Below are 15343 nucleotides of genomic sequence, written 5' to 3'. Positions count from 1 at the left end.
TATGGAAGCCTACACGGAGACTTGGCCATGCGACAGTTCACGACAGGCGACCTCAACAAACAGGTTGGCGATGTCACCGACGCCGCCAGCCGCGAACCGATCGTGCTTACCAAACACCGCAAGCCCCGCTTCGTCCTCATGAGCTACGAGCACTACGAGCGGATGCGTACAGGCAAGAATCCGCGTCGCGCATACCGTGTCGCCGACATGCCGGAGGAGCACAAGGACCTCTTCGCCGCGGAAATCGACCGGTTGACGCGCGGCGAGGGCTATGACGATGAGCCGTGAGTTCCTGCCCGGCCAGGTCATCGCCTATCCGTACCTCTGGGCATGGCAGCAGGAACGCGGCGAAACAGAAGGCCGCAAGCGCCGGCCGACCTGCGTCGTGGTGGCCGTCAAAGGTGCCAATGACGGTCTGACCCATCTTGTGCTTCTGGCCATCACCACGCAGCCGCCGCAACGCGGTCGCGTTGCGCTCGACATCCCGGATATCGAGCGCCGGCGGGCCGGTCTGAGTGAGCTCAAGCGTTGCTGGATCGTCGTCGACGAATACAATTACGATGTCGCCGAGCGCTCCTGGTACATCGAACCGGGACACGACATTCTCGGCCGCTTCAGCAAGGCCTTCGTGATGAAGATCGCAACCGCCTTTGCCAAAGCGCGGCTATCGGGCCGGCGCGTCGACCGTCTGGATTGACGCTAAACCTTTCTGCTTCTCTTTGACCACCCAGTGGGCGCCCCGGCTCGTGGCCGGCCGGGCCTTGGTCGCGGCGTGCCGCCGGCTCCCGGGCCGGCCTCGCCGCCTTGGCCTGCGGTGACGATCACGCGCGCAGGAGAGGGAGGGGAGAGCTGGGCCGGGGCGGGGGGCTTTGAGAGAAAGGAAGAGCGACCATGGCGATGATATTCTTAGGCGGCTCTCGCGACATTTTCGAACTGCCCGCCCCTGTGATCGAACGGATCGGCGCGATCGTCGCGGCCGAACATGGTGTGCTGATCGGCGATGCGCCCGGAGCCGATGCCGAGATGCAAAGCCTGCTCGCCGGTTACAATTACGAGCATGTCGGCGTCTTCCATGCGGAGGCCGAACCGCGCAACAATCTCGGTGACTGGGCCGCCTATCCCGTCCCGCCGCCAGAGGGTGCACGGGGCCTTGCCGTCCACGCCGAGAAAGACCGGGAGATGGCCCGGCGCGCCGACTTCGGCCTGATGGTCTGGGACGGCGCATCGCCGGGCACCTGCCTCAACGTGCTGCGCCTTGCCGCCACCGGCAGCCCCTGTGTCGTCTACGACACCATGCGCGGCACGGTGGCGACCGTCCACAACGCTGCGGACTGGCGCGCCATGCTGCACCATGCCGGCTCTGACGTGCGCCGCAAGGTCGAAGGTCGCCTGTCAGCGGATGAGCGCCTTGCGCTGGAAGCCTGATCGCGGCGATCCGCTTTGACGAGCCTGCGCCCGGGTGGCGGAAGCCGCCCGCTCTTACCCGGCCGAAGGCCGACCCCTTGCGCCGCCGCCTCTCGCGGCTCGCCGGCAATCCGCGAGGATCCGCTGCCCCTTCGTCGCGCCACGGCCATGTCGGTTGCCGATCAAGCGGCCGATGGGTGGTGGCAGCAGCTTGGGGCGGTTCACCTCGCCCGAACGTTGGGAACCGGCATTGTCTGCCGAGCGACCGCGGAATCCGGGCGGGTGACAGTGGAAGGCGTAGTGAGCATTCTGCGGAACGATCGCGTGCGGACATGACGTTGGAGGGCAGGCCCGAAGGCGGGGTAAACACCTGATCGCGAGCGCCGCCGCGGTGTTGAGGATCTGCGATGGTGGCCGGAGGCGTCGCCTTCGCTCACATCCGGACCAATCCCGTTTCATGTCGCCTTTGTAGTGGACCGCCTGCTTTCGCGGTCAACCCCCGTTGGGGGTACGCTCGGCACGAAATTCCGGAAAATTCGATTTCGGTCTTTTGTTGGCGGGCCAGGCACTTTCCCTCCCGCAAGCGGGGCCCTTGAAAGTGCGGCCCGCCATCTGCGGCAAATAGATTTTTCCGGAATTTCCTGCCGAGTGACCGCAGCAGGACGGCCCCCTCCTGTGGCGCCATCGGGAATGGTCCCGATGCAACCGAAGGAGAAGTACCATGGCCACCACGATCGCAAACCTCACCGCCAAGGCCGACGGCTCGATGGAAGGCGTGTTCGCCACGCTCCGGGTCAACGCCCCGATCACCCTCATCCCGAACAACAACAAGTCCCGCGAGGACGCGCCCGACTACCGCATCGTCAACAAGCGCACGGGCTTCGAGATCGGAGCCGGCTGGAACCGCGTCTCCCAGCGTTCGGGGGAGGAATACCTCTCGGTCAAGCTGGAAGCCCCCGAGATCGGCGTCATCTTCGGCAACCTCGCCCCCGCCCCCGGCGGCGAAGAGAACAAGAAGGTGATCCTGTGGAACAACCCGCAGTGAACCGCCGCGAACCGGCCCCGCAAGGGGCCGGTTCTCTTTCGCTCTTAACAACCAAGAGGCTTCCATGAGCCGCTACACCATCACGGTCACGCGTGATGGCCGCTCCGGTCCGAACGTGGTCATCGGCTAAGATCCGTGGCAGCGTACTCTCTTCCTGCAAGCTTCCCCGACGAGACCGACGACAATCTCGCTTTCGCCCCACAGAGCGAGGCCGACAACCGAGTGGAACCACTGAAGCGTTTGGGACGATGATCGATGTGCCTTTGCTGGAACTGGGCGGGCCGATGAAAAAGCCGCCGACATCGTCGCAGTCGACCGAGGTATTTGCCGCTGCGTAGCTTTGGCCGTGACAGCCGCAATCGGCAGGTGCGCCTATCACGGTATGGCAGGGTCAACGCCTCGACCAGCTTCCCGCCGCGCGGCCGATAAAGGGACCGCCCGTGTGGTGCTCACGCCAGCGACCGCAACGCTGCTACGAGGTCCTCGGGTGTCATGCACTCGGCATCAGCTTCGAGCAGCTCAGCTAAATATATCGCTTTAGCCCGACGGTCGCTGGCAGACAGGACATTCGCCTCCGCAACTGCAGTCAAAGCAAGCTGCTCGTCTTTCGAAAGACGTTCCAGATGCATGACCGCCGAGCTGTCGGGTCTGCGATTTGTGTCGCAGTCGCGGGTGAAATTAACAAGATCGTGCATTTTGCGGCGATGCGCGGAAATGGCCGCACGAACGCCTCCACCCACGTCATCCGCCGAATTGGTGCAAATAGGTTCGAGCCGCATGATTGGCGCCTTTCAGTCACTGCTTCCTACGCCCCCAAAGCCCTGCCTTCTCCTGTCCTTCGCTGCTGCCGGCACACTCCGCCCATGCCAAAAAACGAAAAGTGCCAGCTTGCACTCAAAATTGCCCATGCAGATTTTGACCTTGGTGGCGCGCAACTGAGCCATCCCGCGGATGAGCGGTCTCACGGGCTCGCGAGACAGAAGCATCGCTGAGGCCTGTTTGTAGCCGCCCTAACCGGTCCCGATGATTCGATCCTCTCCTGTGCCGGCCAAAACCGTGGCGATAAAAGCGTTGATTGAGGACGAAGGCACGATAGGATACGAAAACGAGCGAAGCGAAACGAAGTCATCGACTGTAAGCAGCTGATAAAGAACGGAAAATATTTTCTTCCGCCGCCGCGAGATGGGAGCGATTTTAAAGAATTGTTCAGGCGGATGGCGGCAGCAGGTCTGGGACGCCCGCTGGGCGACGATGGTTTTCCTGTGGGTCCGTGGACGCCCGAGCGTCTCGCGGAGACGATTTCACAGATCGATTCCAACCGGATTGGAGTCGACCTGCGAACGGTGCAGCTTTGGTTCCAAGAAAACGACAAGGGGATCAGCACAACCAACATCCGTTGGCTGGCAAGGGTTTTTGGCTGCGATGATCCGGTGGCGACCGGGGAATGGCAGGTGGAGCTTAGCGCGGCCCAATCGCGGTTAACGGCGAAAAGGCGAGAACGGAAGAAAGCCGGAAGCGACGTTGCGCTGGGGCTTCCAGATATAGCTCAGCCCGTGGCCATTACTGGCGGCCCAGAATTCCAAGCAGATCTCATGCCGGATATTGGCGCGACGGAGTCGAGGCGACGCTTCAGCTTGGCGCGAAGATCGGAAGCGCTTTTTTGCCAAGGCTCTCCCTTGAACCTACCGGCTTCGGTGTTCGCGGGTATCTCCGCACTTGGGTTCCTGTCGTTTATCCTTGGCATTCATAACGTCAAATATGCCCGCCCGGACGGGATCATTAAGCAGGTTGGATTCCTCTGGGCCGCGAATTGGATATTCGTGTTCATGGTGTTTCTGCCGCTATTTTTGGCCTTCGTGGCTGAACTCGTCATCTCCTGGAAGTACGAAGAACGGCCGAGGCTTGTAAGAAGCGGCGACCTGGACGAAAGCTGGCATGCTTGGGAGCACGTCATGGACGCCTCATCCCATTCATTTTGGGCGGTTTTTTTGATTTGTTTGCTGTTCGCCGGCATTGTCCAATGGATAGGCGTGTGTCTCGTCCCGCTTATCAAAGGCGGTGGCAACTATGCGATAGATTGGGGCAAGCTGGCGATCGTGCGCCCTGAGATTATTTCGGTGCCGATGGAGGCCGTGTTCACGGGACTCGCTTACCTATATATGTGCCTGTGTTTTTATCTGTTCTTCGCAGGTCTAATTTTGCTTTATGCGATTGTCGATGACCTCTGGAAAATCGGTCAGGCGTCGAAAAATCGGCAGGAGATGGATTTCCAGCGCGATCTAAACGACGTCGGCTTCTGGGTGTTGCGGTCGGTTTTCCGGTGTGCCGTTCTGGGCGTTCTGATCGCCACGGTCATGAAGCTTCAAAGCTCTTACCTGGCATCCAATGGAAAGAATATTGTCATCTGGTTGGTCAGCGATCTGTCCTCTGTCTTGTATCAGCACGCCGATGTGGGCAGCAGATTCAGCTATAGACTGCCGACACACTACAGCAGCCTTCTCGTCGCGATCTCGACCTGCGTCGTTTTTCTATATGGCACCATCCGTTTGGACGTCGGAAGCCGGTTCCATGTCTCCCTGTGGAGGATGTCGGCGATCATGACACTGCTGGTTGCCAGCTACTTGTTGACCGATGCATTTCCAGGTTTCTCGATCCTTCTGGGTGTTGGAGTGCTGCTCGCTATCTATGGCCTGATTGATCCAGGGCTTGGCCGAGGGCGAGCGAGCGACTTTGGAAACCATCAAAATGTATCATAGGTGGCTTGATCGCTGGGATGAGCGACGGGCGCAACGCGGTGAGGAAGGTAAGAAAAAAACCGATTTCGTCCTTGATGCTGATCGCGCGTTTCTGGTCGAGAAGGACGTAAAAACGATCGACGAGTTTTGCGTCCTGGCGGACCAGGCCGTGGCTGACCCAACCTTTTTCGACGAACCGGACGGCAACGATCAGAGTTTTGAAAGACAGGGCGAATGGCTCACGTTTCCGTCGGACATTTCCACGGATGTTGCCGAGAACAATGTTGTCTGGGCAAAAATCACCGAGAGCGGGTCCTTCGATCAGGCCATGGTGATTTTTCACCACTGGAATGCATTGTCCTGGAATCGCCGGATTGCCAGCTTTTTCTCCAAGCGCCGCATCACGGTTGTCGAGATCGCCATGCCCTATCACTTCCAGCGCAGCCGTCCCGGATCCTCGCACGCCGACTACATGCTTAGCGCCAACCTCGGTCGTACGATCCAATCCGTAAGACAGGCAGTGTTGGACGGCCGAAAGCTCATTCGTTGGTTGAAGGGCAACGGGTATTGTGACATTTCGGTTCTCGGTATGAGCCTGGGTTCCTGGGTTGCCGGTTTGGTTGCCGCGCATGACCCGGCGGTGTTGAAAGCCTCGTTGTTTCTGACGGCCGGGAGCTTGGCCGACATGGTTTGGACCGGTCGCGCGACCCGAGCGATACGCGACAGCCTTGAGCCTGAGATCGGTCTTGCCGATCTCAGGCGGGCCTGGGGTCCGCTCAACCTGGAAAATTGCGTAGATCGCCTGGCGCGGCCGGATCTCGCTCTGCAGGTCGTGTTGGCTGAGAGGGACAAGGTGGTTTTGCCGGAGCTGTCGACGCGCTTCATCCAGAAGCTGAACGACGCCGGCGCTCGGCCCAACATCCTTGAAATGAATTGTGGTCACTATTCACTCGCCCTGCCGCCCTACATCTTATTGGCCGGTTTGAGCTTGAAGCGGTTTCTTTCGAGGGCTGATCGCTCGGCCCAGCCAGGATGAGCTTTCGTGAGCGGCTCAGATCGTGCCGCACACATGCGCCTGCAGGCAAAGACCGTGTCCTATTCGGTGCCGGCCGCGCCCGGCCGGAGCTTTTTTCTCCGACGTCGCCGCAGCTTCGCCTCGCCCCATTTATCTTCCAGCAGTTCAGATGCTTCGATTCCGAACTCCTTTGAAATGCGGTTCAGCATCGACAGACGAACGTCGCGGCGGCAATTCAGCACCTGAGACATATAGCTTTCGGTCACATCGATACGTTCTGCCAATTCCCTGCTCGTCAGACCGTACACATCACGAATCCGCATAAGCGCGTTGCTCAGGCGCTTGTGCAGCCGTTGGTCATCATCCCAATCTGGCGCGAGATCTGTCTTGCGCTTTTCATCATTGAGATGCGGCGGCATGTTTTATCCCTTCCCGGCCTGTCGCGTTATGACGCGGACCATCATCCGATGTAAGTCCTTTGGAAGCAAATTCCCAAGGCGCGGCGACCTCACACTGCCGCCGGCTGGTCGCCGGATACGGACGCGCCCTGCGGGCGCGGGATCGCTCTGCTCAGGCCTTTCTATCGTATCATGGGGGAAGGGGTCGCCTCGAGACCGCGCGGCCCCTCCAATTTTTCCGCCGAGCCGCGAAGGGCGGCCCGCCGGAAAAATCGGCTCCTCCGCGCGCGAGCCGCCTGCGGCGGGTCTCGACCCAACCCCTTCTCCCATGATCCGCGGCGTCGTCCTTCACACGAACTCAAGGAGAACGACGATGATGCTCGAACAACACATCGAGGAACTGCGCGCCGAGTTGCGGAATGCGGTCATCCGCAAGGATCGTCGCTGGATCGAGGCCGAACTCAAGAGGGCGCTCGCGGGACTCGACGCTCGGCTCGACGAGGTCGAACGAGAGCTGCGCGAAATCAACCACGAGGACGAGGCGCCTCCTTCATAGGAGGCGCCGCCAGCGCAGTGCTCGGGAGGCCGGCCGGATCGACCGGCCGGCCTGCCGTTGCGCCTGCTCAGTTGCCGACGTCATCCAGGACCATAACCCCGCCTCAGCTTGCTTCGCAGCAGCCTGTCGGCCGCTGCGACCGCCTGATCTTCATCGTCATAGAGGTCGAGACGTCGCCGCGCGGAGCAGCCGATGCGTCCCCAGTCGCGCACGACGGCGGACCATCCGAACAGCGTGGGCTCGACCGCCACCCTGTAATATCGTGCCATATTGCGCGCCGGGTCGACACGACGGAGCAAAGCAGGGACAATGTCTTGTTCGAGCATCCCATCTTATCCCCCGTTCCCATCCGGTACGTCCAACGACACTTATGAATCGGTCGGGCCATCATGATTCATTTCGGTGATGGCTCGTACGGGCGACGGAAGATGGGCGAGCCGCCTGCGGCGACCGGGTGCTATTCGCTTCGCTCACGGAGCCCGCAAGCGGTCTCCGCCTTCGGTGACGCCCCCTCTCGCGGTGCGCGCCGGACCGGATCGACCGGCCCGGCATGCAGGTGAGGGGCGACCCTCACACTCCCGCCGGTTGGCCGCCGAAACCTCACCTCCAGACACCCCCCCCGAGCCGCGCGCAAGGGCTGACTCCCTCCTTCGCTACGCTTCGGCCCTGCGGGTGCGCGCGGCTCGGGGGGTGGCGGCGCGCATCGAGCACGCCGCCACCCCTGGGGGGAGCGGCTAGCCGCCTCTCCCTCCAGACCCCCCACTCCTTTCGGACTGCTTCGCAGCCGGCCTTTCGGCCGGTAGAAGGACGCTGCCGCGACTTCGCCAATGCAGCCGGGCAGTTCGCTCGGCGTCAGCCTGCATGTGCGGCTGGCGCCTTCGCTCCTGCCCTGCCGGCGCGCTCACGCCTCGATGGCGCTGCAGCTTCGCAGCCCGTCGCTGCGCTCCCGGCTGCTCGCCGCGACGCTATCTCGGCGTTCGCTTCGGCCTTACAGTGGAAGACGCGAGGGCCGCTCGCCGTGAGTCGGCGTCCTTCGGACGCCCGCCGCTGACCGTTCGGCGCTGGCGCGCCGCCCGGGGTTCATCGACGACGGCGAGCGGCCCTCGCGTCTTCCACTGTAAATGGCAGGATAGGCTATCTGTATACAGATAGCCGTTGCACCCGCCGGGTGCTTCCTCGCTGCGCTCGCCATGGATGTTAATTTGCTGCTTATCGAGATCGTCTCGAAGAGCGCCGCCGTGCCGGAATCTGCGATTTCGTGATTGTGGCAATCCGCGATTACGCGATTGACACATTGCGCATAGGCGTCATTGCGACCATCCGCGTTTGTGCCGTTCCGCCAATATACGGTTCACGCAATGCGTGATTTTGCGATCGTCGGATTGCGGGGTTGCGCGGTTGCGACGTTTGCGGAATCCGCCCTTGCGCGATGGAGCCTATGCTGGCAAGAGTACGTCATGAATTGCACTATCGTATAAGTTAAGTGCTGGCGACCGCACCGTGTCGTCGTCGCCACGGTCCCAAATATACAGTGGGTTCATTGTCCGATGACCATCACACCGAAGCAGCCGGCCGTCTCCCTCGCTCTCTCCACTTTCAAGGGCGGCGCAGGTAAAACGGCATTGAGCATCAACCTCGGCGCCGAGTTCGGCAGCCAGGGCAGCAAGACCCTCATCATCGATTGCGACCTGCAGCAATCCTCCTACCGCTGGTACATGACATCAAAAGCGCGCAAACTGATCACGGATGCCGACAACCTCGAAGTAATCCCTGTTTCCCCGGAGCAGAACCTTCAAGAGCGCCTGGCGCTCGCCCCACCTGCCGATATTCACATCTACGATGTCAGCGGCTATGCGCACGACCGTGCCGTTGAAGTCTTCAAGCGCGTGCATGCGGTTGTAATCCCCGTCATCCTCGAGCCGACCAGCGCGACCCAGGCCATCAACATTTCCCGCTTGCTGAACGAGATCGCAGCCTCGCGTGGCGCGCCTGTGACGCCACATGCGGCAATTTGGAACCATGTCGATCACATAGCCCTGAGAAGCAACCGCGCCATTCCCGAAGTGACCAGGATTCTCTCAAGCAGCAACGTTCCGCTCTTTGAAACGATCATTCGCAAGACCAACCATTTCAGCGACGTCGTCGCCGGCTTTGGCACGCTCTACACCAAGCTCCGCGCCATCGACGCCAATACCAACATGACCCCATCCGCCAGAAGGCGCGCCCGAGAAAGCGTTCTCGATGCGATCGATCAAATCAAGGGTCTGAACAACGAATTCATCTCGCTTATCGGAGCATAGCCATGGCGGAGACTCCCAAGGAACGCATCGAGGTTGGCGCAAGCATCGTTCAGATCGCCAGGAATAAACCTCCGGTAGAGCCCGACGATCCAGCGGTCGCATTCGTGCCGACACCGGTGTCACTTGCCCAACTGACCTCGGCCTCGCCAGCAAATTCCGGTGCGACTAAAACCAGCCATCCCGCCGATGGGGAGCCTGAACAACAAACCCCGATGCCGACTGCGCGCTCTCGACCGAAGCCGCCTTCAAAACCCGCTGCGCCGTTTGCACGAAACAAATCGAAATCCCCCGACTATGCGCGCGTCAACCTGCAACTCCACAACGATGTGGTCACGCGCCTGTTCGTCATTGGACGATCGCGCGGCAAGCGATACACGACGTTGATCGAGGAATACATCCTCGCCGGCCTCGAGCGCGACAAGGGATGACATGGCCAGCGTTCCGGTCATGTTTCGGCTACCAGCCCAACTGTCGGATCAATTGGCAGCGCTTGCTCAGCGCGTCGAAAGCAGCCCTGGACTGATCGCACGCCTTATCGTCACGCGCGATCTCACCGAAACAGCCGCCATGCTCGAAACGCATGATGAGAAGCTTGAGCACATCTTCCTGATGATCAAGGATATCGCGCAGGTCCACCGGGATCTTATGCGCGATGAGGTCGTCGCGACCGGCCAAGACACGATCCGGGTCCTGGAAAAGCTCGACGAGATTGCGCGCGCAATCGACTCTATCCGCGACGCCGCTTTTGTGCGATCTTATACGATAGTGAAAGATTTGATCGCCGCGCACGATGAGAAAGCCACGCAGGAATCCCTCCCGCTTTAAGCGTCGCCTGCCGTTCTACCACGAGCTGATCGAGGACGATCGGCGCGGCGGCGGAGGAGGAGGCAGTGGTGGCGGTGGACGGTCCCCCCATTCTCGTCGCCCCTATAGCTCGACCAGATCACGACCTGGCCTCCATGCTGCCAGCACCGCGCTGAGCCGAGCCACCGGCCACAATGCCGTCGTCGTCAAAGTGCTGTCCTATGGCGCCGGCGCAGGTTCCGCGCGCAATGTTCTCGAATACCAGGCCAAGGAAGAGCGGGCGATCGATCAGGACGGCCGTGAAGTCATCAGCATCAAGGATGCGCTCGCGCAATGGGAACGCGATTTCACGACGCGCGAGGGTTCGAAGGACATTCTCCTCCTCGCCTATGAACTACCGACCACTGACCGCGAAACCGTCGCTAAGGCTCTGGACGATCTGGCGCGTGACGGCATCTTCCAGGACGGCGACACGCAGCGCACCTACGCCTACAGCATTGGCCCGGGCGTGAAGGATCAGACGCGGCTGAAGCTTGCCGTCGTCCTCGTCCATGAGAAATCGGACCGGGCGGACCGTACGACCGACAACCACGTTCCGGCATCGATCGAAACTGTTCGGGCAATCGATCGTCGTGTCGACACCCGCCTCGCGGAGCAGAGGATCGCGCCAATCTCCCGCTATCCCGCAGAATCTGCATCCGGCCCAAAAGGGCTCAACGCCACCCTGCACGCCATGCAGCGCCAGGACAACGCGGTCACGCTGTCGACCCATGCTCATCTGGTCGAACGCGGCAACAAAACCCCGATCTACAAGCGCACCGGCGAGCGCCGCTCGATCACGACAGCCGATCACAAGGAGCTCACGCGAGAGGGTCGTACCGTCGGCGCCCTTCTGCAAAGCCGGCAACCTCGCGACTTCATGCATTTGCTTCTTTCCGGTCCCGCCAACGTCGATCGGGACAAGTTCATTGAGGCGGCAGGCGATTTTCTCGGTACCCAGTTCCATGGACATCGCTATGCCTATGCGGTCCACAATCGTCACGAGGCGACTAAACACCCGCACGTCCATGCCATCGTCAGCCTGAAGGGCCCCGGCAGGACCCGCCTCAATCCCAACATCCGCGATTTCACGGAATGGCGCGAGCGATTTGCCGACAAGGCGCGCGACCGCGGCCTGGCCATCGATCATCAGAAGCGCCTCGATCGAGCCGGTCCGCCTCCCGTCAAACGCTGGGAGTGGGAGATGTTCCGCCGGATGGGCGCCTACACGCCGCCCAACGTCATGACCAAGGTCATGAACAAGATCCGCGACACACCGACAGCGCCCACGATGCAGGCCGGCATCGATCGCTTCAACACATCGAAGAACGCTCTCGGCCGCGTCATCGACATGCTGGACACGATCGGGAAAGACCGGCAGCAACCGAGCACGGCGCGCGAGCTCTCCAGGGATCTGTCGATCGGACTGCGGCGCGAATATCGCCGCCTCGAAGACGCCGTCTCGCACGGTGAACTGCCTTCGCACGAGAAAGGAGAAACCCACATGCTGCGCAACACACCCATCACCTCCAACCAGGCGAAGACCGCGATGGATGCGATCGCCTCCTCGGCGGCAGCCGTCGCGAAAGCGATCACCAATCCCACCGAACGCGCGATCTTCGAATCCGCAGCCAGGGTGATCGACAAGGTCGTCAAGCTTCAACTCGACTCTCGTGTCGCCAAGGACAAAGACCGCAGCGACGACAGGGCTTCAAACGCGACGGCGACCAAATCGGCCGCCGGGCGCGACGCCGTGCTCGAGAAGGGTGAGATCGACCGGACCTCTACCAATCGCAGCGTCGACGTTTCGCGTATCGCCCAGGCCAATCAGGGCAGGGCGGTGCTCAACGATCGCCAGGAGCGCGGCCGCGACCGGGCGGGGGAACGGGACGAGGAAAAACAGCCGGACCGGCAGATTCCGTCCCGCGTGGTCCTGACCCCTCCGAAGGATCGCGATCGCGGGGATCGCAGCCGGTAGTACGGGCAGGGGGCTTCCGATGATTGCCCGAACAGCCTGGCCCGACCGTCATTCCGTGGTGGATCCGATTGCGGCAATATGAGTACTGCGAGGACAGTGATTTTGAGCGCGTTGCCGGGTCTGATCCTTGGCGGTTTCGCTCTATCCGTTCTCGCCGGCGCCGGCGAAATTCAACCTGCCGCCAATCCGCAGCGACGATCAACTCGTCACCGCTTTGAGCCATACCCGCTTCCTTCGTGGAGCGATGACGATGAGTACCGCCGCCTGTTGAGCACGCTGTGCCCTACAAGATACACACTGTGCTTCCCGACAACGGCATCCAGTTCACCCCCCGGGGGCCGGCGGTTCAGCCGTGCCATTGATCAAGGAGGCGATCGCCAATGGTGAGATCTTCTGCGCCCATGTCTTTGAATACACCTGCGTCAGGAACGACATCGAACACCGCACGACAAAGGCTAGGCGTCCGTGGACCAACGGCCAGGTCGAGCGCATGAACCGGACCATCAAGGAGGCCGCCGTAAAGCACTTCTATTATGAGAGCCACGACCAGCTCCGCAGCCATCTAGCCGACTTCGTCGCAGCTTATAACTTCGCTCGCAGGCTCAAGACCCTGAAAGGCCTCACATATACGAGTTCATCTGCAAGGCGTGGGCGTCACAACCGGAACGCTTCAAACTCAATCCGCTCCAGCAAATGCCGGGACCAAACATCTAACGGTCACGTCGGGCGGCCGTCGTCATGCCGATTGCAAACAAGGCACTTCAGGTCTCATGGTCGATGGTCCATAACCATGCCAAGCCCTCCCGCTTGACAAAATCTGATTCCCGGCTAATTTACCTAAACGATTAGGTTGGCTTCGGAATGAAGCTTGGGAGGATGGTTTGGCTCGCTCGACCATGCGCGATATCAGCCGTGTCACGGGATTTTCCGTGTTCACCGTCTCGCGTGCGTTGAGCGGCGGCGACGGCGTTTCGGAGCAGAGTCGGGAGCAGATCATCAAGGCTGCGCGCGAACTCGGCTACGTCGTGAACAGGGCGGCGCAGGAACTGCGGCGCGCAAAGCGCGATACCGTCGCGATCATCACCGCGAGCACCTCGAACTCCTACTATCTCGACCTGATGGCCGGCATCCAGCGGGCGCTCGATCCTTCCGAATGGACGGTGATCGTCGGCGACGTGGCGGTCAACGGCGCTTACGATGCACGGCTGGAAGCGCGCATGATCCAGCGCCTTATCGAATCCCGCACGGCCGGGGTGATCTCGGCACTGACGCTGCAGCCGGAGCACGCGGAATTGTTGGCGAAATGGGATATCCCGGTTGTCTTCGTCGATTCCTCGCCGCCGCCCGAAGCCGCCCATTTTCCAAGCGTGACGACGAACAACCATAAAGCCAGCATGATGGTCGGGCAGCATCTGGCCGGGCACGGCTACAAGAACTGGCTGTTCCTCGTCTATCCGGCCAAATGGTCTTCCCGTTTCGGCCGCGAGAGCGGACTGCGCGATGCCGCGAGCATCGCCGGCGCCAACCTCGTCGTGCTCGAAACGGCCAACGATTCGGCATCGGCTCGCGAGACGCTGGCGCAGTATCTCGACGATCACGCGAAGCCCCCGCATGTCCTGATCGCCGGCAACAATCCCCTGCTGCTCGGTGCCATGGGCCTGTTGAAGGATCGCGGCATCCAGGTGCCAGGCGACATGGCGGTCGTTGCCTATGACGAGTTTGCCTGGTCGACGCTCACCGATCCGTCGATCACCGTGCTCAACGAAGACAGTGAGGAGATCGGGCGCCGGGCGGCGGTCATGCTGCGCGAGATCATCGACGGGCAGGAAGCCGCCGGGCGCAAGGGCCAATCGCAGAGCCCAGTCTATGTGCCTGAACATCGCCAGCAGGTGTCCGCCCGGTTGATGCTCAGGCGTTCGTGCGGCTGCTTGGAGAGCGGTCGCGAGACCGCGAAAGGGAGTTCTTTCCAGGCGGCATGAAGGAAAACAGGAACGGCTAGAAATCTAACCTCGAACCTAAACGATTAGGTGGAATGGAAGGCAGAAATCGCGGTGATCGTCGCGATCGGATTGTGTGAACGGCCCGTCACATCACGGCGGGTGATCGAAGAAGGAGGAATCCATGCAGTTCAAAACCCATATGCGGCTTGCGATAACGGCATCCGCCCTTGTTCTCGGCTCCATGTTCGCGGTCCAGCCCGCAGCTGCCGAGGACGCGAAGAAGATCGAGAAGATCGGCCTGATGGTGCAGGACATGTCGAACCCGTTCTTCTCGGCGATGACCAAGGGCGCGGAAGATGCCGCCAAGGCGATCGGCGCTACCGTCAACACCCAGGACGCGCAGCTCGACCTCGCCAACCAGAACACGCAGATCGATGCCTTCATCCAGCAGGGCGTGAATCTCATCGTCATCTCCGCCGTGGACGAGGCCGGCATCGAGCCCGCCATCCTGCGCGCCAAGGAAGCCGGCATCATCGTGATCGCGGTAGACACGCCGGCCAAGGGCGCCGACGCGGTGATCATGACCAATGCGGTGCAGGCAGGCGAGCGCTCCTGCGATTATCTCTTCAAGCAGATGGGCGGCAAGGGCGAGGTGCTTCTGGTGGACGGTACGCCGATCCAGACCATCATCGACCGCATCAACGGCTGCAAGAACGTCGCCAAGAACTATCCCGACATCAAGATCGTCGGCCAGCAGGCGTCAAAGAACGACCGTGCGTCGGGCCTCGCCGTCACCACTGACATGCTGACGGCTAATCCGGACGTCACCGGCATCTTCGGCATGAACGACCCCTCCGCACTTGGTGCGGTTTTGGCGGTCGAGCAGGCCGGCAAGGCCGAACAAATCAAGGTGACCGGCGTCGACGGCAGCCCGGAGGCGGTGGAGGAATTGAAGCGCGAGGGCTCGCCCTTCATCGGCACTGCGACCCAGAATCCGGCCGAGATGGTCCGCCAGGCAGTCAAGGTCGCGGAGGCCATGGTTGCCGGTAATCCGCCGGCGGAAAAGACCATCCTGATCGAAAGCGTGCTGGTCGACCGACAGAACGTCGGCGAGTACGCGGGCTGGTAG

At 61.3% G+C, this 15343-nt stretch carries 18 protein-coding genes and 1 pseudogene; 16 read left to right on the top strand and 3 right to left on the bottom strand.

All coding sequences use genetic code 11. The annotated features are described in order from the left end of the window. Positions 1-27: 27 nt before the first annotated feature. The 4 genes from ABMA46_RS13975 to ABMA46_RS13960 all read left to right on the top strand — a co-directional run bounded on the left by ABMA46_RS13975 (position 28) and on the right by ABMA46_RS13960 (position 2449). Complete coding sequence (locus ABMA46_RS13975; protein ID WP_349000207.1) at positions 28-288, top strand: type II toxin-antitoxin system prevent-host-death family antitoxin; 261 nt, start codon at positions 28-30, stop codon at positions 286-288. Then, positions 278-697, top strand: a complete 420-nt coding sequence (locus ABMA46_RS13970; protein ID WP_349000419.1) for a hypothetical protein — start codon at positions 278-280, stop codon at positions 695-697. The genes ABMA46_RS13975 and ABMA46_RS13970 overlap by 11 nt, the downstream gene beginning before the upstream one ends. Before the next feature lie 194 nt (positions 698-891). Next, positions 892-1425, top strand: a complete 534-nt coding sequence (locus tag ABMA46_RS13965; RefSeq protein ID WP_349000206.1) for a hypothetical protein — start codon at positions 892-894, stop codon at positions 1423-1425. Positions 1426-2125: 700 nt separating this feature from the next. Continuing rightward, positions 2126-2449, top strand: coding sequence for a DUF736 domain-containing protein (locus ABMA46_RS13960; RefSeq protein WP_292839073.1), 324 nt, complete (start codon positions 2126-2128; stop codon positions 2447-2449). A 449-nt stretch (positions 2450-2898) separates the two neighbouring features. On the opposite strand, the gene ABMA46_RS13955 is transcribed toward ABMA46_RS13960, so the two are convergent. Next, a complete protein-coding gene (locus ABMA46_RS13955; RefSeq protein ID WP_292841656.1) occupies positions 2899-3228 on the bottom strand; it encodes a hypothetical protein in 330 nt (109 codons plus the stop codon). Between the two features lie 363 nt (positions 3229-3591). On the opposite strand from ABMA46_RS13955, the gene ABMA46_RS13950 reads away from it, so the two are divergent. Next, the gene (locus ABMA46_RS13950; protein WP_349000417.1) at positions 3592-5205 is read left to right on the top strand and encodes an RcgA family putative transporter; all 1614 of its coding nucleotides are present in this window, start codon (positions 3592-3594) and stop codon (positions 5203-5205) included. Next, entirely contained in the window at positions 5195-6220 is a 1026-nt protein-coding gene (locus tag ABMA46_RS13945; protein WP_349000415.1) for an alpha/beta fold hydrolase, read from the top strand. Before ABMA46_RS13950 ends, ABMA46_RS13945 begins: the two co-directional genes overlap by 11 nt. 59 nt (positions 6221-6279) lie before the next feature. Here the strand turns inward: ABMA46_RS13945 and ABMA46_RS13940 are convergent, their stop codons facing one another. Beyond that, the gene (locus ABMA46_RS13940) at positions 6280-6618 is read right to left on the bottom strand and encodes a helix-turn-helix domain-containing protein (protein ID WP_292841659.1); all 339 of its coding nucleotides are present in this window, start codon (positions 6616-6618) and stop codon (positions 6280-6282) included. Between the two features lie 352 nt (positions 6619-6970). On the opposite strand from ABMA46_RS13940, the gene ABMA46_RS13935 reads away from it, so the two are divergent. Further along, positions 6971-7153, top strand: a complete 183-nt coding sequence (locus tag ABMA46_RS13935; protein WP_349000205.1) for a hypothetical protein — start codon at positions 6971-6973, stop codon at positions 7151-7153. Positions 7154-7233: 80 nt separating this feature from the next. On the opposite strand, the gene ABMA46_RS13930 is transcribed toward ABMA46_RS13935, so the two are convergent. Next, positions 7234-7422: a WGR domain-containing protein gene (locus ABMA46_RS13930; RefSeq protein WP_349000203.1), complete on the bottom strand. Its 189-nt coding sequence runs from the start codon at positions 7420-7422 to the stop codon at positions 7234-7236. Between the two features lie 558 nt (positions 7423-7980). On the opposite strand from ABMA46_RS13930, the gene ABMA46_RS13925 reads away from it, so the two are divergent. The 9 genes and pseudogenes from ABMA46_RS13925 (at position 7981) to ABMA46_RS13885 (ending at position 15343) form a co-directional block, all read left to right on the top strand. Then, positions 7981-8175 carry a hypothetical protein gene (locus tag ABMA46_RS13925; RefSeq protein ID WP_292841359.1) on the top strand — a complete coding sequence of 65 codons (195 nt, stop codon included), beginning with the start codon at positions 7981-7983 and terminating at the stop codon, positions 8173-8175. Positions 8176-8700: 525 nt separating this feature from the next. Further along, positions 8701-9453, top strand: a complete 753-nt coding sequence (locus ABMA46_RS13920; RefSeq protein WP_292841362.1) for a ParA family protein — start codon at positions 8701-8703, stop codon at positions 9451-9453. 2 nt (positions 9454-9455) lie between these two features. Continuing rightward, positions 9456-9881 (top strand): hypothetical protein, encoded by a 426-nt coding sequence (locus ABMA46_RS13915; RefSeq protein ID WP_292841364.1) that lies wholly within the window; start codon positions 9456-9458, stop codon positions 9879-9881. 1 nt (position 9882) lies between these two features. Continuing rightward, the gene (locus ABMA46_RS13910) at positions 9883-10278 is read left to right on the top strand and encodes a hypothetical protein (RefSeq protein WP_292841367.1); all 396 of its coding nucleotides are present in this window, start codon (positions 9883-9885) and stop codon (positions 10276-10278) included. After that, positions 10244-12274: a relaxase/mobilization nuclease domain-containing protein gene (locus ABMA46_RS13905; RefSeq protein WP_349000200.1), complete on the top strand. Its 2031-nt coding sequence runs from the start codon at positions 10244-10246 to the stop codon at positions 12272-12274. The genes ABMA46_RS13910 and ABMA46_RS13905 overlap by 35 nt, the downstream gene beginning before the upstream one ends. A 127-nt stretch (positions 12275-12401) precedes the next feature. Continuing rightward, positions 12402-12545, top strand: coding sequence for a hypothetical protein (locus tag ABMA46_RS13900; RefSeq protein WP_349000198.1), 144 nt, complete (start codon positions 12402-12404; stop codon positions 12543-12545). 4 nt (positions 12546-12549) lie between these two features. Beyond that, positions 12550-12988, top strand: a pseudogene (locus ABMA46_RS13895) (integrase core domain-containing protein); the annotation flags it as partial. 167 nt (positions 12989-13155) lie between these two features. Then, positions 13156-14253: a LacI family DNA-binding transcriptional regulator gene (locus ABMA46_RS13890; RefSeq protein WP_292841374.1), complete on the top strand. Its 1098-nt coding sequence runs from the start codon at positions 13156-13158 to the stop codon at positions 14251-14253. A gap of 142 nt (positions 14254-14395) precedes the next feature. Beyond that, complete coding sequence (locus ABMA46_RS13885; RefSeq protein ID WP_292841377.1) at positions 14396-15343, top strand: ABC transporter substrate-binding protein; 948 nt, start codon at positions 14396-14398, stop codon at positions 15341-15343.

It is taken from the genome of Mesorhizobium hunchu (assembly GCF_040081975.1).
GTDB classification, from domain to species: Bacteria; Pseudomonadota; Alphaproteobacteria; order Rhizobiales; family Rhizobiaceae; genus Mesorhizobium; species Mesorhizobium hunchu.
The sequence above is the reverse complement of the archived record's forward strand: the minus strand, read 5'-3'. Positions and strand labels throughout refer to the sequence as shown.